Origin of the sequence: Duganella lactea (genome assembly GCF_009857505.1) — a bacterium.
GTDB classification, from domain to species: domain Bacteria; phylum Pseudomonadota; class Gammaproteobacteria; order Burkholderiales; family Burkholderiaceae_D; genus Rugamonas; species Rugamonas lactea.
Genome location: NZ_WWCP01000012.1, coordinates 68,780 through 86,028 on the forward strand (window position 1 = coordinate 68,780; position 17,249 = coordinate 86,028).

13 protein-coding genes are annotated in these 17,249 nt (G+C 62.6%); 9 read left to right on the forward strand and 4 right to left on the reverse strand.

Annotated features, from left to right (window positions below; all coding sequences use genetic code 11):
- Positions 1-14: 14 nt before the first annotated feature.
- From GTP44_RS12085 to GTP44_RS12115, 7 genes are all read left to right on the forward strand, one after another.
- The gene (locus tag GTP44_RS12085) at positions 15-2,165 is read left to right on the forward strand and encodes an alpha-glucuronidase family glycosyl hydrolase (RefSeq protein ID WP_161019623.1); all 2,151 of its coding nucleotides are present in this window, start codon (positions 15-17) and stop codon (positions 2,163-2,165) included.
- Between the two features lie 57 nt (positions 2,166-2,222).
- Positions 2,223-3,329 (forward strand): LacI family DNA-binding transcriptional regulator, encoded by a 1,107-nt coding sequence (locus GTP44_RS12090; protein ID WP_160988890.1) that lies wholly within the window; start codon positions 2,223-2,225, stop codon positions 3,327-3,329.
- Between the two features lie 19 nt (positions 3,330-3,348).
- A complete protein-coding gene (locus tag GTP44_RS12095; protein WP_161019624.1) occupies positions 3,349-4,857 on the forward strand; it encodes a carboxylesterase/lipase family protein in 1,509 nt (502 codons plus the stop codon).
- Between the two features lie 86 nt (positions 4,858-4,943).
- Positions 4,944-7,289, forward strand: a complete 2,346-nt coding sequence (locus GTP44_RS12100; protein WP_161019625.1) for a M1 family metallopeptidase — start codon at positions 4,944-4,946, stop codon at positions 7,287-7,289.
- The gene (locus GTP44_RS12105) at positions 7,289-7,780 is read left to right on the forward strand and encodes a DUF6702 family protein (protein ID WP_202424057.1); all 492 of its coding nucleotides are present in this window, start codon (positions 7,289-7,291) and stop codon (positions 7,778-7,780) included. Before GTP44_RS12100 ends, GTP44_RS12105 begins: the two co-directional genes overlap by 1 nt.
- A gap of 61 nt (positions 7,781-7,841) precedes the next feature.
- Positions 7,842-8,273 (forward strand): EamA family transporter, encoded by a 432-nt coding sequence (locus tag GTP44_RS12110; protein WP_161019627.1) that lies wholly within the window; start codon positions 7,842-7,844, stop codon positions 8,271-8,273.
- 300 nt (positions 8,274-8,573) lie between these two features.
- A complete protein-coding gene (locus GTP44_RS12115) occupies positions 8,574-9,203 on the forward strand; it encodes a hypothetical protein (RefSeq protein WP_161019628.1) in 630 nt (209 codons plus the stop codon).
- 235 nt (positions 9,204-9,438) lie between these two features.
- On the opposite strand, the gene GTP44_RS12120 is transcribed toward GTP44_RS12115, so the two are convergent.
- A complete protein-coding gene (locus GTP44_RS12120) occupies positions 9,439-9,903 on the reverse strand; it encodes an aldo/keto reductase (protein WP_202424058.1) in 465 nt (154 codons plus the stop codon).
- A 76-nt stretch (positions 9,904-9,979) separates the two neighbouring features.
- Positions 9,980-12,895, reverse strand: coding sequence for a sensor histidine kinase (locus GTP44_RS12125; RefSeq protein WP_161019629.1), 2,916 nt, complete (start codon positions 12,893-12,895; stop codon positions 9,980-9,982).
- 174 nt (positions 12,896-13,069) lie between these two features.
- Here GTP44_RS12125 and GTP44_RS12130 point away from each other — a divergent pair, with 174 nt between their 5' ends.
- Both GTP44_RS12130 and GTP44_RS12135 read left to right on the forward strand, forming a co-directional pair.
- Positions 13,070-15,901: a M16 family metallopeptidase gene (locus GTP44_RS12130; RefSeq protein ID WP_161019630.1), complete on the forward strand. Its 2,832-nt coding sequence runs from the start codon at positions 13,070-13,072 to the stop codon at positions 15,899-15,901.
- An 80-nt stretch (positions 15,902-15,981) separates the two neighbouring features.
- The gene (locus GTP44_RS12135) at positions 15,982-16,203 is read left to right on the forward strand and encodes a YgaP family membrane protein (protein WP_161019631.1); all 222 of its coding nucleotides are present in this window, start codon (positions 15,982-15,984) and stop codon (positions 16,201-16,203) included.
- On the opposite strand, the gene GTP44_RS12140 is transcribed toward GTP44_RS12135, so the two are convergent.
- Complete coding sequence (locus tag GTP44_RS12140) at positions 16,173-16,793, reverse strand: class I SAM-dependent DNA methyltransferase (protein WP_161019632.1); 621 nt, start codon at positions 16,791-16,793, stop codon at positions 16,173-16,175. The two genes, GTP44_RS12135 and GTP44_RS12140, sit on opposite strands and share 31 nt — an antisense overlap.
- Complete coding sequence (locus GTP44_RS12145) at positions 16,762-17,220, reverse strand: nuclear transport factor 2 family protein (RefSeq protein WP_161019633.1); 459 nt, start codon at positions 17,218-17,220, stop codon at positions 16,762-16,764. The genes GTP44_RS12140 and GTP44_RS12145 overlap by 32 nt, the downstream gene beginning before the upstream one ends.
- Positions 17,221-17,249: the final 29 nt, after the last annotated feature.

Consider the following 17,249-nt stretch of genomic DNA (forward strand, 5'->3'; position numbering starts at 1 on the left):
AAATTGGAGACATGATGCGATTTTCTTTATCCGCCGCGTTGGCAGCGCTGCTTTTCACGCTGGCCGCGACGGCATCCGCAACCGCCCCGCCGAACGAAGACGGCTACGATCTGTGGCTGCGTTACCGCCCGCTCGACAAGTCGGCGCAAGCCAGCGTGCAGGCGCAAGCGCGCAGCATCGTGCTGCCCGGCGCCGCCACGCCGACCACGCAAGCGGCCCTCGATGAGCTGCAAAAAGGCCTGGGCGGCCTGCTTGGCCGCGCGCCGGCGCCGGCAACGCGCATCGCCGATGGCGCCCTGCTGCTTGCGACGCCGGCACGCCTGCCGGAACTGAACTCGAACACATCGCCGCTGCGCGCCGAACTGGCCGCGCTGGGCAACGAAGGCTATCTGCTGCGCCAGACCCGCGTCCAGGGCCACAACGTCACGCTGATCGCCGCCAACAGCGACATCGGCCTGCTGTACGGCACCTACGCCTGGCTGCGCGACATCGGCACCGGCGCCAAACTGGAAGCGTCGTCCGCGCCAACACTGCAACTGCGCCTGCTGAATCACTGGGATAACCTGAACCGCACCGTGGAACGCGGCTACTCCGGCCAGTCGATCTGGGATTGGTGGGCGCTGCCGGACATCAAGGACCAGCGCTACACCGACTACGCCCGCGCCAACGCCTCGCTGGGCATCAACGGCACGGTCCTCAACAACGTCAACTCCAAGCCCGAGGTGCTGACCGCGCCGTTCATCGCCAAAGCCGCCGCCATCGCCGATGTGCTGCGCCCTTACGGCATCAAGGTGTATCTGTCGGCCCGCTGGTCGACGCCGCTGGAGCTGAAGGAAACCAGCACCGCCGATCCGCTGTCGCCTGAAGTGCAGGCGTGGTGGAAGCGCAAGGCCGATGAAATCTACAAGACCATTCCCGACTTCGGCGGCTTCGTGGTCAAGGCCAACTCCGAGGGCCAGCCTGGCCCGCAGGACTATCACCGCACTCACGCCGACGGCGCCAACATGCTGGCCGCCACGCTGGCGCCGCACAAGGGCATCGTCATGTGGCGCGCCTTCGTCTACGCGCCAAAAGGCACGCATATCGGCGAGGACCGCGCCAAGCAGGGCTTCGACGAATTCAAGCCGCTGGACGGCCAGTTCGCCCCGAACGTGCTGGTACAGGTGAAGAACGGCGCCATCGACTTCCAGCCGCGCGAGCCGTTCCACCCGCTGTTCGGCGCTCTGAGAACGCCGGTCATGATGGAGTTCCAGATCACCAAGGAGTATCTGGGTTTCTCCACCGATATGGCCTACCTGGGCACGATGTTTGAAGAAACGCTGCAAGCCGACACCATGACCGCGGCGGGCGGCCGCACCGTGGCCAAGACGCTGAGCGGCATCGCCGGCGTATCCAACATCGGCACGGACCGCAACTGGGCCGGCTCGCATTTCGACCAGGCCAACTGGTACGCCTTCGGACGCATGGCCTGGAACCAGCAGGCCAAGGCAAAGGACGTCGCAGCAGAATGGGCGGCACTCACCTTCGGCGCGGACCAGCGGGTTGTCGCGCCCATCGTCAAGATGATGATGGAATCGCGCGAGACGGTGGTCAACTACATGACGCCACTGGGCCTGCACCACATCATGGGCACCGGCCACCACCACGGCCCCGCTCCGTGGGTGGACAATCTGGAGCGCCCGGACTGGAATCCGGTTTATTACCACCGCGCCGGCCGCGATGGCATCGGCTTTGACCGCACCGCCAAGGGCAGCAACGCGCTGGCGCAATACGCGCCGGAGTTCGCCCGCCAGTACAGCGATCCGAAGACCACGCCCGAGCAGTTCCTGCTGTGGTTCCATCATCTGCCATGGGACTACAAGATGCGGTCAGGCCGCACGCTGTGGGCCGAGCTGCTGGCGCACTACGACAAAGGCCTGGCCGACGCGCGCTCCCTTCATGACCAGTGGGTGGCGCTGAAACCGCTGATCGACGCCCGCCGCTACACCGAAGAGGAACAGCGCCTGACCCGCCAGATGGCCAACGCCCTGCTGTGGCGCGACGCCTGCATCGCCTACTTTCAGTCGGTGTCCGGCCTGCCGCTGCCGGCCGGGGTGAAAGCACCGGCGCATTCGCTGGAATACTACAAATCCGTGACCTTCCCCTATGCGCCTGGCCATTGGTAGGCCGCGCTTGTGGTAAAGTCCGGGGCTGAACATAGCTTAATTATCAACAGAGGACAGATGACAAAAACTAAGGTGAAACCGGCCCCGGTACCGGCCGCGCAGATCCGTTCGCAGGCGCCAACCATGGCCGACGTGGCAAAACTGGCTGGCGTATCCCCGATGACGGTGTCGCGCGTGATGAACGGCGATACCAACGTCCGCGAGAAAACCCGCAACCGTGTCGATGCGGCTGTCGCTGCCCTCAACTACGTCCCCAACCAGGCGGCCCGCCGCCTGGCGGGATCGCGCCCGATCCGTGTCGGCTTCCTGTATTCGAATCCATCGGCCGGCTACCTGAGCGAATTCCTGGTCGGCCTGCTGAACCAGGCCAGCCCGAACAACGTGCAACTGGTGGTGGAAAAATGCGAGGCCGATGAACACGGCGTTGAGCAGGCGCGCCGCCTGATTGCCAATGGCGTCGACGGCATCATCCTGCCGCCGCCGTTGTGCGACACCCGCAACCTGATCGACCTGATCGCCGCTTCCGGCACGCCTGCCATCACGGTGGCCTGCGGCCAGCCCGACCCGCGCGTCGGTGGCGTCAGCATCGACGATTACCAAGCCGCTTACGCGATGACGTGCCACCTGATCGCGCTGGGCCACCAGCGCATCGGCTTCGTCATCGGCCACCCTAACCAGAGCGCCAGCGCGCGCCGTCTGGCCGGCTTCAAGGCCGCGCTCGCGGACAAACACATGCAACTGGCGCCAGAGCTGGTGGTGCAAGGCCAGTTCACCTACCGTTCCGGCCTGGACGCGGCGGAAAACCTGCTGTCGCAGGAACAGCGCCCGACCGCCATCTTCGCCAGCAATGACGACATGGCGGCGGCGGCGGTGGCCATCGCCCACCGCCTGGGCCTCGACGTGCCGGGCGACCTGACGGTGGCCGGCTTCGACGATACCGCGCTGGCGACCACCATCTGGCCGGAACTGACCACGGTACGCCAGCCGATCGCCGACATGGCCGAAGAAGCCGTGCAGTTCCTGGTGCGCCTGATCCGCGCCCAGCGCAACGGCACACCGGAAACGCCGCACCACGTGGTGATGGAACACATACTGGTGCGTCGCCAGTCCGACGCCGCACCGCGCCTGCGCCCGTCGACCAAAATCGCCGGCAAAGCCAAATAACCCAACTAACGCACACACCATGAAAAAAGCCGGTCTGCTGTTGCTCTCTTCCCTGTTTGCCCTGTCGGCAAGCGCCGCGCCGCGCGCCACCACCGCCACCGGCGTGGTGGAAGGCGTATCCGAAGCATCGGGCGTTACCGCGTACAAGGGCATTCCGTATGCGGCGGCGCCGGTGGGCCAACTGCGCTGGAAGGCGCCGCAGCCGGCCGCGAAATGGCAAGGCACGCGCAAGGCGGACCACTTCGGCGCGCGCTGCATGCAGCCGTCGCTGTTTTCCGACATGGTATTCCGCTCCGACGGCATGAGCGAGGACTGCCTGTTCCTCAACGTCTGGACGCCGGCCAAGTCGCCAAAAGAGAAGCTGCCGGTGCTGGTCTACTTCTACGGCGGCGGCTTTGCGGCGGGCGACGGTTCCGAGCCGCGCTACGACGGCGAGAGCATGGCCGCCAAGGGCGTGGTCACGCTGACCATCAACTACCGCCTCAACGTGTTCGGCTTCCTGGCCCACCCGGAGCTGACCAAGGAAGCGACACACCACTCGTCCGGCAACTACGGCCTGATGGACCAGGCGATGGCGCTGCAATGGGTGAAGAAGAACATCGCGGCTTTCGGCGGCGATCCGTCGCGCGTGACCATCGCCGGTGAATCGGCCGGCTCGTTCTCGGTCAGCGCGCAGATGATCAACCCGCAGGCCAAGGGTCTGTTCGCCGGCGCCATCGGCGAAAGCGGCTCGCTGCTCGGCCTGACGCCGCCAATGCCGCTGGCCGCCGCCGAAGGCATGGGCACCAGCTTCGCCCAGGCGGCCAACGCGCCGACGCTGAAAGAACTGCGCGCCCTGCCCGCCCAGCAGGTGCTGGATGCGCTGAAAACAGCGAAGACGTGGTTCTTTGCTATCCAGGACGGTTATGTGATCCCGCGCTCGCCGGTCGCCATCTTCGCGGCGGGCGAACAGGCCAAGGTGCCGCTGCTGGCGGGCTGGAACTCCTACGAGGGCCACTACAAGCAAATCCTCGGCGACGCCGAACCAACGGCGGAAAACTTCAGCGCCGCGCTGCAAAAAATCTACGGCGAGCAGGCCTCCGCCGCGCGGCAAGCCTACAGCGGCGACATCAAACAGGCGGCGACGGAACTGGCCAGCGACCGCTTCATCGGCTACAGCACCTGGAAGTGGATCGACAGCCACGCCCGCACCGGCGGCAAACCGACCTACCGCTACTACTACACGCGTCCACGTCCAGGCCAGGAAGGCGCCAGCCACTCCGTGGAAATCGAATACGCGATGGGCAACCTGGCCGGCAACAAGACCTATGCGTGGACCGCCGAGGATTACGCGCTGTCGACGCAGATGCAGGGTTATTTCGCCAACTTCATCAAAACCGGCAACCCGAATGGCGCCGGCCAGCCGGAGTGGCCGCAAGCCAGCGCCGGCGCGGGTTCGAAGCTGATGCAACTGGATGTGCCGTCCAAAGCCGTCACCGCCACCGACGACGCCCACTACCAGTTCCAGGAAACCCAGGCCAAGCACTAAAAAAGGTTTGTATTTTATTGTATCAGCAGGTAATCGATTGAAAACCTGCTATACAATTTATCCTCTTATCAAGAGGAAACACTCCGATGCAAAAGAAGCTTGGCTTACTGGCCCTCTGCCTTACGGTGTCCGCCTACGCGGCGGAACCATTCGACGACAAATTCCGTCAACTCGAAGAAATCCTGCCGACGCCCAACGCCTACCGCACCGCCTCCGGTGCGCCGGGCCACGCCTACTGGCAGCAGCGGGCCGACTACACCATCCGCGCCACGCTGGACGAAGCCAAGCGCGCCATCACCGGCAGTGAGCAGATCACCTATCACAATCAATCGCCGGACACGCTGAGCTACCTGTGGGTGCAGCTGGACCAGAACATCTACAAGAAGGACTCCGACGCCCGCATGATGCTCACCCAGCCTTCGCGCGAGGCGTGGGCCAAGTCGTCGTCGCCGGAAGACGGCTACAAGTTCGAAGGGATGCGTGGCATCCTGGCCGGCCGCGAGTTCGAGGGCGGCTTTCAGATCAAGACCGTGGCCGCCGGCGGCCAGCCGCTGAAATACGTCATCAACCGCACCATGATGCGCATCGACCTGCCGCAGCCGCTGAAGGCTGGCGACAAGTTCGTGTTCAATATCGACTGGTCCTACAACATCAACGAGCAAAAAGTGCTGGGCGGCCGTTCCGGCTACGAGCACTTTGACGAAGACAAGAACGACCTGTTTGAAATCGCCCAGTGGTTCCCGCGCATGGCGGCCTACTACGACGTCTACGGCTGGCAGCACAAGCAGTTCCTCGGCACCGGCGAATTCACGCTGGAATTCGGCGACTACGACGTGCAGCTGACCGTCCCCGCCGACCACGTGGTGGCCTCCACCGGCGCACTGCAAAACCCGAACGACGTGCTGACCGCTACCCAGCGCCAGCGCCTGGAAAAGGCGAAGACCGCGACCGCGCCAGTGGTCATCGTCACCCAGGAAGAGGCCACCCAGGCCGAGAAATCGCGCAGCACCGCCACCAAGACCTGGCACTTCAAGGCCAACAACGTGCGCGATTTCGCCTGGGCGTCGAGCCGCAAGTTCATCTGGGATGCGCAAGGCTACAAGAAGGATACGACCGACGTCATGGCGATGTCCTACTATCCGAAGGAAGGCAATCCGCTGTGGGGCAAGTACAGCACCCAGGCCATCATCCACACCATCGACAAGTACAACAAGTACAGCTTCGACTACCCGTATCCGACCGCGATCTCGGTCAACGGCCCGGTGGGCGGCATGGAATACCCGATGATCTCCTTCAACGGCCCGCGCCCGACCAAGGACAAGAAGACCGGCCAGCTGACCTGGTCGCAGCAGACCAAGTATGGCCTGATCGGCGTGATCATCCACGAGGTGGGCCACAACTACTACCCGATGATCATCAACTCCGACGAGCGTCAGTGGACCTGGATGGATGAAGGCCTGAACACCTTCGTGCAGTACCTGGCGGAGCAGGAATGGGAAGACGGCTATCCATCGCGCCGTGGCGAACCGCGCAACATCGTGGACTACATGAAGAGCGAGCACCAGGTGCCGATCATGACCAACTCGGAGTCCCTGCTCCAGGTGGGTAACAACGCCTACGCCAAGCCGGCCACTGGCCTGAACATCCTGCGCGAGACCATTCTGGGCCGCGAACTGTTCGACTACGCCTTCCGCGAATACGCGCAGCGCTGGAAGTTCAAGCGTCCTACCCCGGCGGACTTCTTCCGCACCATGGAAGACGCCTCCGGCACGGACCTGGACTGGTTCTGGCGCGGCTGGTTCTACACCACCGATCCGGTTGACATCAGCATCGATGGCATCAACGAGTACGGCATCAGCAGCAAAAATCCGGAAAAGGAAAAGGCATGGAAAAAAGCGCAGAAGGACGAGCAGCCGCTCTCGGTGTCCGAGCAACGCAACAAGGCGCTGCCGAAGCGCGTGGATGCGCATCCGGAGCTGAAGGACTTCTACAACGAGCATGACGAGTTCACCGTCACCAACAAGGACCGCAACAGCTACGCCGAGGCGATCGGGAATCTGGAACCGTGGGAGAAGAAGCTGCTGGATCAGGGCAAGCACCTGTACCTGGTGGACTTCTCCAACCTGGGCGGCATGGTGATGCCGCTGATTCTGGAGATTGAACTCAAGAGCGGCAAGAAGTACATCGAGCGCGTTCCGGCCGAAGTATGGCGCTACTCGCCGAAGAAGATCACCAAGTTGATCGTCACCGACGAGCCGATGGTGGGCCTGACCCAGGACCCGTATTGGGAAACCGCCGACATCGACACGTCCAACAACTCGTGGCCTCGCAAGGTGACGCAATCGCGGCTGGAACTGTTCAAGACCGAGCGCGATAAAAATAACCTGATGCGCGACTTCAATACGCCGCTGAAGAAGGACGATAACAAGTGATGAAGCGTCGCCTGCGCGTCGTTGCCGCCGTCATGCTGGTGTTGACCTGCGTGACGGCCGCCGCCCATAACTTCCACATGGGGATGGCGGACATCAGCTACAACGAGCGCACCGGCAGCAGCGAGATCGTGCACACCTACACCGGGCACGATCTCACCGCGCTGCTCACAGAAATCAATGGCCGCCAGATTGATCTCGGCCGGGCCGACAGCGAAGCGGCGTTGCGGCGCTACGTGGAACAGCAGTTCACCGTCACCAGGGCGGACGGCAAGCGCCTGCCGCTGCACTGGATCGGCGCCAAGGTGGATGCCGACAGTGTCGTCATTTTTCAGGAAGTGCCCAAGACCCGGCTGGCCAAAGGCGACCGGATTCACAACGCGGTGCTGATCGACTTCATTCCGTCACAGAGAAACACGGTCAATCTGCAAATCGGCAGCACAACCAGGACACTCATTTTCGATCAGAAGAACATCGAGCAAATCGCCCCTTAGGTTTATTCCGTAGCGGGTATAACTTTACCCTCCTGCGCGTTCAATAATGGAAAACAGTGCCATGTCACCTTCTTCAAACTGGATCGCCTTTGCGCTTGCCTCTGCGGTGTTCGCCGCGCTGACGGCGATTTTTGGCAAACTGGGCGTGGTCGGCATCAATTCCAACCTGGCAACGTTTATCCGTACTATCGTCATCTTGGTCGTCATTGCCGGCATCGTGACGCTGCGTGGCGAATGGCGCAGCCCGGCTGGCATCGGCATGCGCAGCTGGCTATTCCTCGTGTTATCCGCGATCGCCACCGGTCTGTCGTGGCTGTGTTACTACCATGCCTTGCAGCTAGGCCCGGTCAGCAAGGTCGCGCCGCTCGACAAACTCAGCGTGGCGCTGGCGATTATCCTCGGTGTCTTGTTCCTTGGTGAAACTCTGACCTGGCCAGCCGCGCTGGGCGCCGCCTTGATCGTCGCCGGTTCTATCATCATGGTAGTGTTCTAGGTGACGCCTAGTCGTCCCCATCCGGCCAGTAGCTGACAGTCACGCGCGAAAGAAAATATGACTGCTTTTTATAATTCGGATGTATCAGCAGCCCCAAGGGCATGGTCCAAACATGAGCGTAATTTTCAGGTCGCGTTTGTGGTTTTCTCCGGCCTCACCGTCCTGGCCGGCACCATAGCGATCATTGGAACAGGGGGAGTGGCGAGCTTATGGTTACGTAATCCGGCGATGTGGTGCGTAACGGTCGCGCTATGCGCTGGAGTCCGCAGGCTCCGAATGCCCTCACCTTGGGTGGCGGTAATGATGATCGTCGCGCTTGCACTTAGTATATTGGTGGGACCCGATCAGGCAGGCGTGCATCGCTGGCTCGCCGTCGGCTCTGTGCAACTGAATGTTGCTGCGCTCGTCATGCCCTCTGCAATCTTGCTCACGGATCGCGGAATTCGAGTGAACGGGCAGCCGGGATATGCGGTTGCCGCGCTGGGGATGGCTGCCACCCTGGCGTGGCAACCGGATATATCCCAGTTGATAGCTTTGATCGCTGCGGCCATAATGTGGGCCGTTGCGCAGCGCAGTTTCATGTTGCTGCGTTGGATCGTCCCAGTGGCATTAGTTACCTTGCTGATTTGCGCCGGCAGGCCAGATCCGCTCGATTCAGTGCCTCACGTCGAGGGTATTTTTCATTTGGCTGCAGAAGTTTCACCCATTCTGGCGTTCTGCGGCGGAGCCTGTTTATTACTCACATCCCTCAGCCCTTGGTTTCTTGCGAATGACGTGAACAAGCGTCCCGCAGCTGCGGGATTAGCGACGTATTTTTTGGTGTCCGGTTTTGCCTATTTGTATGGCGCGTTCCCGGTGCCACTGGCAGGTTATGGCATCAGCTTCATTCTCGGCTGGCTAATCGGGGCTACAGCTCTGGTAATGAAGTAAGGCTACATGCCTGGCTTGACACACCCTCACCTCCACCCTCCCTACCTGACTACTAATAGAGGTACACGATGCGCGATGCTACCCGGTACCAGTTTCCCCATTTCCTAGAAATTCCCACTCGCTGGATGGACAACGATGCATACCCGTGAAAATTTTGTGTTTTTGCGTTTTCACACAGCCTCGGGCGGATGCTGCCAGCCATCAATCGGACGCTGTGTGTCAGGTCGAGTATGAGCTATTCCTCATTAAGCATGGCGAAGCCGCGCTGGTGCCATGTCGGGTAAGCCGGCGGCGCATCGCTGCCCTGCTCTAGCAGCGCATTCTGCTCCGGCGTCAGCGACCAGCCGGTGGCGCCGATATTCTCGATCAACGGCTTCTCATCGCGCGCGCCGATGATGACGCTGGAAACCGTCTTCTTCCCCAGCAGCCGTTTCAGCACAATCTGCGGTATCGATTTACCGGTCTGCCCAGCCACCACCTCCAGCGCCTCGACGATGCGAAACAGGCGCTCCTCCTCGAAATGCGGACCAGTGCCAGCAATATCGTGCGCGCGCGTGAGCGGTTTGGCCGGTTGGCCGCGCCGGATCTTGCCGGTCAGCTGGCAAGCAACGCCAACTCGCGCCGAGGATTTGTTCGGCCAGTCCGTCCGAGTACACGTCGGCGGTGGCGAACATCGACACGCCGTGGTCGAGACACACATCGATCAGGCGCGACGCACCGCCGACGTCGGTGCCGCCTCAGGCTTTGAAGAAGTCATTGCCGCCGCCGAAGCATTGCTACCCCGCTGTGAATCGCAGCGTCGTTCCCGCTTCGCCGCCAACGATGGTCAGCAGGCCGCCAAGCTTCGAGATGCGTTCGCGCATGCCGATGATGCCCCAATGTCCGGCCGTGCCGTTCAGGGCGACCTCCGGCGAAATGCCGATGCCGTTATCCACAACCACCGCTTCAATGCCGCTTGCACTCACCGTCAGCGTGGCGCTGATTTCCGACGCGTTTGCATGGCGTACCGCGTTGGTCACCGCCTCCTTCAAGACCTGACACACCTCCAGTGCCACGTCGGGACGCATGTGCGCCAGATTGCCGCTGACGGTCAGCGTCAGGCTGGCTTTGGCGCCTGGCTTCATCGCCTCCAGCTCCGCCGAGAACTGCGCGACGATCTGCTCGGTGGACCACTGATGCCGTAGCGCCATCACCTCATCGCGCGTTTCCTCCACCAGCCTCTCGGCCTGCCCCAACACATCGTCCAGAATGCGCTTTTCCTGACTTCCTTCGGGCAAGCGCCGCAGCACGGTGCTGAATCGCAGGATCAGCGCCTGAACACCCTGCAGCAGATTGTCGTGCAGGCTGCGGGCGATCCGCTCGCGTTCCTCCAACCGGGTCGCGACCTGCTCGGCGATGCGCGCGGCGGCGGAGGCGATACGCCATCGGTGCAAGGTGAAAATCATCGCCACCAGAATGGTCAGCACCAGTGCGCGGAACCACCACGTCTGCCAAAATTCCGGCAGAATCTCAAACGCCAACGTGGCGCCTTCGTTGTTCCACACGCCATCCTCATTGGCGGCGATCACGCGGAACGTATAACTGCCTGGCTCCAGATTCGTATAGCGCGCCACGCGCTCGCCGCTTGGCACCTGCCAGCCGCGATCCACACCGCCAAGCTGATACTTGATCTTCACCCGCTCGGGAATCGACATCGCGGTAACGGCGTACTTGATCTCAATCGAGGTCGTCCCCGAAGCCAGCTGGATCTTCCCTCGCGGCTGCAGTTCCTTGTCCCCGGCGCGAAGTCCGAGCACCAGCACATTCGGCGCGCGCTGATTCCGGCGCACATCCAGCGGATCGATCCATCCCACCTGGCTATTGGTGGCGTAGAAAATCCGCCCGTCTTCCGCCACGGACAAACTGGGCAATGGACGGATCTGGGTGGCGGCGCCCCGCACGCCATCGGCCAGACTGAACACTTCCCACTTGAGCCGGCGCTCCGGCGCGGACCAGAATGCGGAGAGCTGTTCTTTGGAAATGTGATAAATGCCATCCAGGCCATTCAGCCACAAGCCGCCCCGCCGGTCCAGGCCCAAGCCCGACACGCCGCGAAAAGCTGGCTCATTGTCCGGCAACATGGGCTTGTTGCCGCGCGGGTCAACCCAGACCAGGCCCTTCTCGCCGCCCGCGACCAGCCGGCCATCGATCTCTATCAGGCTAAGCACGCTGCCAATGTCGCGCGCCTTGTCGGCTGGCACCGCTTGCACCCTGCCGTTCACAATCTGGCCGATGCGGCTATTCGTCAGCCCCATCCACACCTGGCCCGACGCCGTGGCGTGCAGGAAAACAGGCATGCCATCCTCTCCCAGCACATCGGTGTCGATGCGGGTCCACTCGCCGTTTGCGAATCGATACAACCCACTGCGAATGATCGACACCCATACCACGCCAGCCTGATCGACCGCAATCGATTGCACGCTCCTTCCCGGCTTTACCTCGGCCGGAAGCGGCCATTTTTCTACACCGCGCGCGTGGATGTGGAACAATCCGGCGGCAGAACCGGCCCATACACTGTCGGGCCCCGCGCGCCACAGCGCGGCAACGTCCGCCAGGTCGGCGACCTTGGCGTGACCTGATTCTGTAAGGCGCACGATCTGATGCGCGAAGATGCCGGACAACAGCATCGAGTCATGGAGGCCGCGATGGACATACGGCATAAAGACATCATTCGGCACGCTCACTTCGTGTATGCGCTGGGCCCGCAATCGCTGCACGCCGTTCAGCGTCCCAAACCAGGCGTTGCCTTCCCGGTCCATCAACGAGGACACAATCGGGTTATTCCCGTTCTTTAAGTTTTCAAACCTTTCGGCGACAACATAGCGTCCACCGCTCTCCTCGCGAAGTCGAACCAGGCCACCTTGCCCTCCCAGCCATCCCCACAGGGTGGACAGCGGTCCATCGTAAACACCGTCGAAATTCGCCGACACCTTCTCCAGCACCACGACCGGCTTTTTCCCGATTTCAACCTGAACCACCTCGCCCCGCGTAGAAATGACGAGTAGTTTTCCTCTGGCAATTTCCGGAACGGTGGACGGAAACGCCCGCATCACCGGCGCGAACGTGGCGCTGCGCGCCGGCCGGCCGTAAAGCTGGTCGCCGACGATCACCCACATTGTCCCGGCCCGATCAACCGCAATGGTGCGCACTGAGCCGTCGGGCAGACCATTATTCCGGAGGACTTTCCACGCGCCGCCACCGAGCACCGCCAAACCTGCCGACGTACCGGCGTACAGAATGCCATCCGCGGTCTCCACAATCGCCAGAATCGAACCTGGCGGCAAACCGTTGCGCTTGTCATAGTGGGTCACCCCCTGTGCTGAAAACACGGAGAGGCCGCCGAAGGAGTAAGCCAACGCTATCCCCTGCCTGAGCGCCACCACAATATTGACGTTATGCGACACCAGTGGGTGTCCATAGATGTTCCCGACGCGCTGAAACTTTTCCCCATCAAAGCGGTGAAGGCCGCTGGGACTGGCAAACCACAACAAGCCGTCCGCGCTCTGCGCAATGTGCCAGGCACTCGATGGCGCGCCCTCCACGGGCGACCATGTGCGGCGTTCGAAGGTGACGTCGGCCCCCGAAGGCGCACCGACAGCCAATACAGAGAACATCAGCCCCAGCCAGAATAGCGCGACCTTCCAGACTACCATCCGTTCCTCATTCCTATGACTATTAAATGCTAATGGGCGGACAGCTATTTTACGGCATACGGTCCTAAGCCATACACCGCCCCTTTCGCTCAACCGGTTGATCAATGTTAGCTTGATGGAAAGATGTTTTTTGATTAAAGTCTGGCGTAGAGACCATCACAAGAACCCACCGCCATGACCAAACCACTGACCTTTGCCGCGCTGATCGCCGGCCTGCTGTTGACCATCAGCACGGCCGCCGCGCCCGCGCTGAGCGAGCGCATGCCGTCCAATCCCGCCGTCCGAGTCGGCAAGCTCGACAACGGTCTGACCTACTACATCGAACAGAACGCCAAACCGGCCCAGCGCGTCGAGCTGCGCCTGGTGGTCAACGCCGGCTCGGTGCTGGAAGATGACGACCAGCGCGGCATGGCCCATCTGCTGGAGCACATGGCCTTCAACGGCAGCACGCACTTCAAGAAGCATGAGTTGATCGCCTACCTGCGCTCGATCGGCGTGCGCTTCGGCGCCGACCTGAACGCCTCCACCGGCTTCGACGCGACCATCTACATGCTGCCCATCCCGACCGACAAGCCGGACAACCTGGAACAGGGCATGACGGTGCTGCAAGACTGGGCGCAAGGCCTGACGCTGAACGACCAGGACATCGACGATGAACGCCAGATCGTGCTGCAGGAAAAGCGCGCGCGCAGCGGCTACGGCCAGCGCAGCCTGGAATCGATGCTGCCGAAGCTGGCCAATGGCTCGCGCTACCAGGACCGGCTGCCGATCGGCACCGAGGAGTCGATCCTGCATGCCAAGGCCGACGCCGTACGCCGCTTCTACGCCGACTGGTATCGTCCGGACCTGATGGCCGTGATCATGGTCGGCGACATCGATCCCGCTGCGGCGGAAAAAATGATCCAGCGTCACTTCGCCGGCCTGAAGATGCCCGCCAGTCCGCGCCCCCGCCCGGCCTACACGCCGGCGCCGCTGACGAAGGCGGACGCCGTGGTCTTCCTCGACAAGGAGGCGCCGACCAACAATGTGCAGCTCTACTATTCAAGCTTCGGCCGCAAGCCGCCGGCAACCGTCGGCGACTTCCGCGAGGCACTGATCCGGCAATTGTTCACCCAATTGATGAAAACACGCTTCAGCCGCCTGACCCAACTGGCGGAACCGCCGTTCCTCGGCGGCGGCGCCGGCGAAACCACGGTACCGTTCGGCGTCAACCAGTTCGGCTTCACCGCCGCGGCCAGCATCGGCAAGGCCGGCGTGAACGCGGCGATCGACGCGCTGGTGCAGGAAAACATGCGGGCACGCCAGTTCGGCTTCGCCGCCGGCGATCTCGACTTCGCCAAACAGAATCTGCTGGCGACTTACGAATACGCGGCCAAATCGCGCGCCACGCGTGACTCGGCGGCGGTGCTGGGGGCATACATCCGCCACTTTCTGGCCGGCGGCATCATCACCGGCATCGACACGGAAAACGACTACGCCAAGGAACTGATTCCGAGCATCACGCTCGACGAAATCAACGCCTACGTCAAGAGCATCATCCCGGCCACGCCGCCGAAACTGGTGCTGTACACCGCCCACCCCAACAGCGTCGCCGCCGGCCAGGCCGCGCCGACCGGCGCTGAGCTGCTGGCCCGCGCCGAGGCGGCCGCCAAACTGCCGGTGGAAAAAATCGCCGAGAAAGCGCTGCCGGTCAACCTGATGAGCTACAAGCCGGAACCCGGCGCCATCGTCGCCCAGAGCGAAGACAAAACGCTGGGCGTGACCACGCTGACGCTGTCGAACGGCGTCAAGGTGCTGCTCAAGCCAACCGGCTTCAGCAAGGACAAGGTGAGCATGCTGGCGGCGCGCCCCGGCGGCGTGTACGCCTTCCCGGAAGCCGACAAGCGCACCGCCCGCTTCGCCAGCGCGGTACAAAATGCGATGGGCATCGGCGCCTACACGCCGTCCGACCTGCAACGGATGCTGGCCGGCAAGGCGGTGGCCTACAACCCGCAACTGGCGTCCTATGCCGACCTGCTGAGCGGCAGCAGCCGCAGCGGCGACATCGAAACCCTGCTGCAAGTGAACTACTTGTCCATCACCAGCCCGCGCCGCGACGAGAACCTGTTCCGCTCCTTCGTGACGCGCAACGCCGAAGCCGTGCGCAACCGCTCCGCCATGCCGGAGATGCGTTTCACCGAGGCGCGCATGAAAACCGTCTACGGCAACCATCCGCAACTCGATCTGCCGCCGCAACCGGCCGACTTCGAGGCACTGAACCTGGACCGCACGCTGAACCTGCAACGCGCGCGCATGTCCAGCGCCAAGGGCATGACCTACATCTTCGTCGGCGATTTCGATATCGACCAGCTCAAGCCCTTGTTGGCGACCTATGTGGCGACGCTGCCGGTCGGCGACGTGCCGCTGACCTACCGCGATCCGGACATCCGCCAGGTGCGCGGCGTGGTGCGGCAGGAGGTCAAGGCCGGCGTGGAGCAAAAGAGCCAGGTCACCTTTGATTTCGGCGGCGACCTCGCTTACTCCTATCCCGAGTCCTGGTCGCTGGGCCTGCTGGCCGATGTGCTGAACCTGCGCATCACCGACGAGCTGCGCGAGAAGCAGAAGCTGATCTACTCCGGCAACGCCAGCGTGCGCTACGACAAAATCCCGCGCGGCGGCTACGCGGTGGCGATCGTGCTGCCCACGTCACCGCAGAACGTGGGGAAAGTCGAAGCCGCCGTCTGGAGCGAGATCGAGCGCCTGCAGGCCAACGGCCCGACGGCGGCGGATCTGGACAAGGTCAAGCAAGCCCGCCTGCAAAGCTACCGGCGCGCGCTGCGCGAGGACGGCTACTGGATGAACTACCTGCGCCAGAGCGTGCTGGAAGATAAAGACCCGCACGAAATCCTGAAAATCGAGCAGCGCGTCAATGACGTGACGGCGCAAGATATCCAGGCGGCGGCGCAACGCTTCCTGGACCGCAAGAACCATGTGGAGATGGTGCTCAGCCCGGAAGCGGAAAATTGAGATAATTTGATTCAGGTCATATTTTTGCTCCCGCACTGTGCTTCATACTGACGGCACATCAAGTGAAAAGGAGAGAAATCATGGGTAGCAATGTTGGTACTGTGGATCGTGCTCTGCGGGTGGCCGTGGGACTGGGATTGATCGCCGCCGCGTCCACCGGTCTGGTGGACGCATGGGGCTGGATCGGCGCCGTGCCGCTGCTGAGCGCGCTGTCAGGCGTGTGCCCGCTGTACCGCGCCGTCCGGCTGTCGTCGCTGGAACCGCACCAGAACTATCGTCCGCAGTTGGAGGCGTCGAAGTAATCGTTGCCGCCCTCATCAACGTAGCTGCCGCTGAGCCGCATGCCCGCGGCGGCAAGCAAGCGTTGATATGCCGCCTCGCCGAGTGACACGGACCCGCGGCCGGTCTGAAGGTCCTGCCACTCGCACGGCGTGCGCGGTGCACTGAACAGGAAACGCCCGCCAGGCCTGAGCGCCTGGCCGACACCGGCAATGAGCTTGCGCTGATCCTCCGGCGCCAGCAGGAACATCAATCCCACCGCAACGGCGCCATCGAACTGTCGTCCAAAGAACGTGCTGTCCTGCGCTGCCTCGCATGCCGCGGGGGCGCCGGGAAAGCGGCGGCGGAAGGCGGACAGCAGCGTCGGCGAAGCGTCGATGCCGAAGACGGTCAATCCCTGCGCCACCAGCGCCAGCGCGATCGGCGCGCCCGATCCGCAACCGATGTCCACCACCTCGCCACCCGGCCGCAGCGTGCCCGCCCACTGACGCGCGACGCCAGCGCCGATATCGGAGCGGGCCGCCAGGAATTCAGCCGCGATCGCTTCCCAACCGGCCGATGGGTCCGATGGGTCCGATACGTCACTTCTTGCTGACTTGGCGCGAGGTGTCATGGTACTGCCACAATACGTTGATGATCTTCCATTCGCTACCCTGGTTTTTATACAGATGCATATAGTCGATCCAATCGTCGGCGGTGAGCTTGACGGTGGCCACGCGTTGATCGACATCGAGAATCTTGATGTCAACGCGTGGCTGCGCCGGGAACCTGGCGCCATCCTTGTTATAGGTCTGCGCCACCCTGATCATCGTATCGCGGTCGGTGTTCATGATGAACTGCGTGCCATCGGCCGCCTGCCAGTATGTGCGTTTGGCCAGCTTGGGATCGAGCGACCGCGCCATCCGCTCCGCATCCGGCTTATGCTGCGACTCGATATAATCACGCACCGCTTGCTCAATCAGCTGGTTATCGGTGGCCTCGGTGGCCCGCGCCAACAACGGCGATGCCGCGAACAACAGCAACAGCAAAGAGCGTTTCATGGGGCACCTTGTATTCAAGTAGGGTGGAA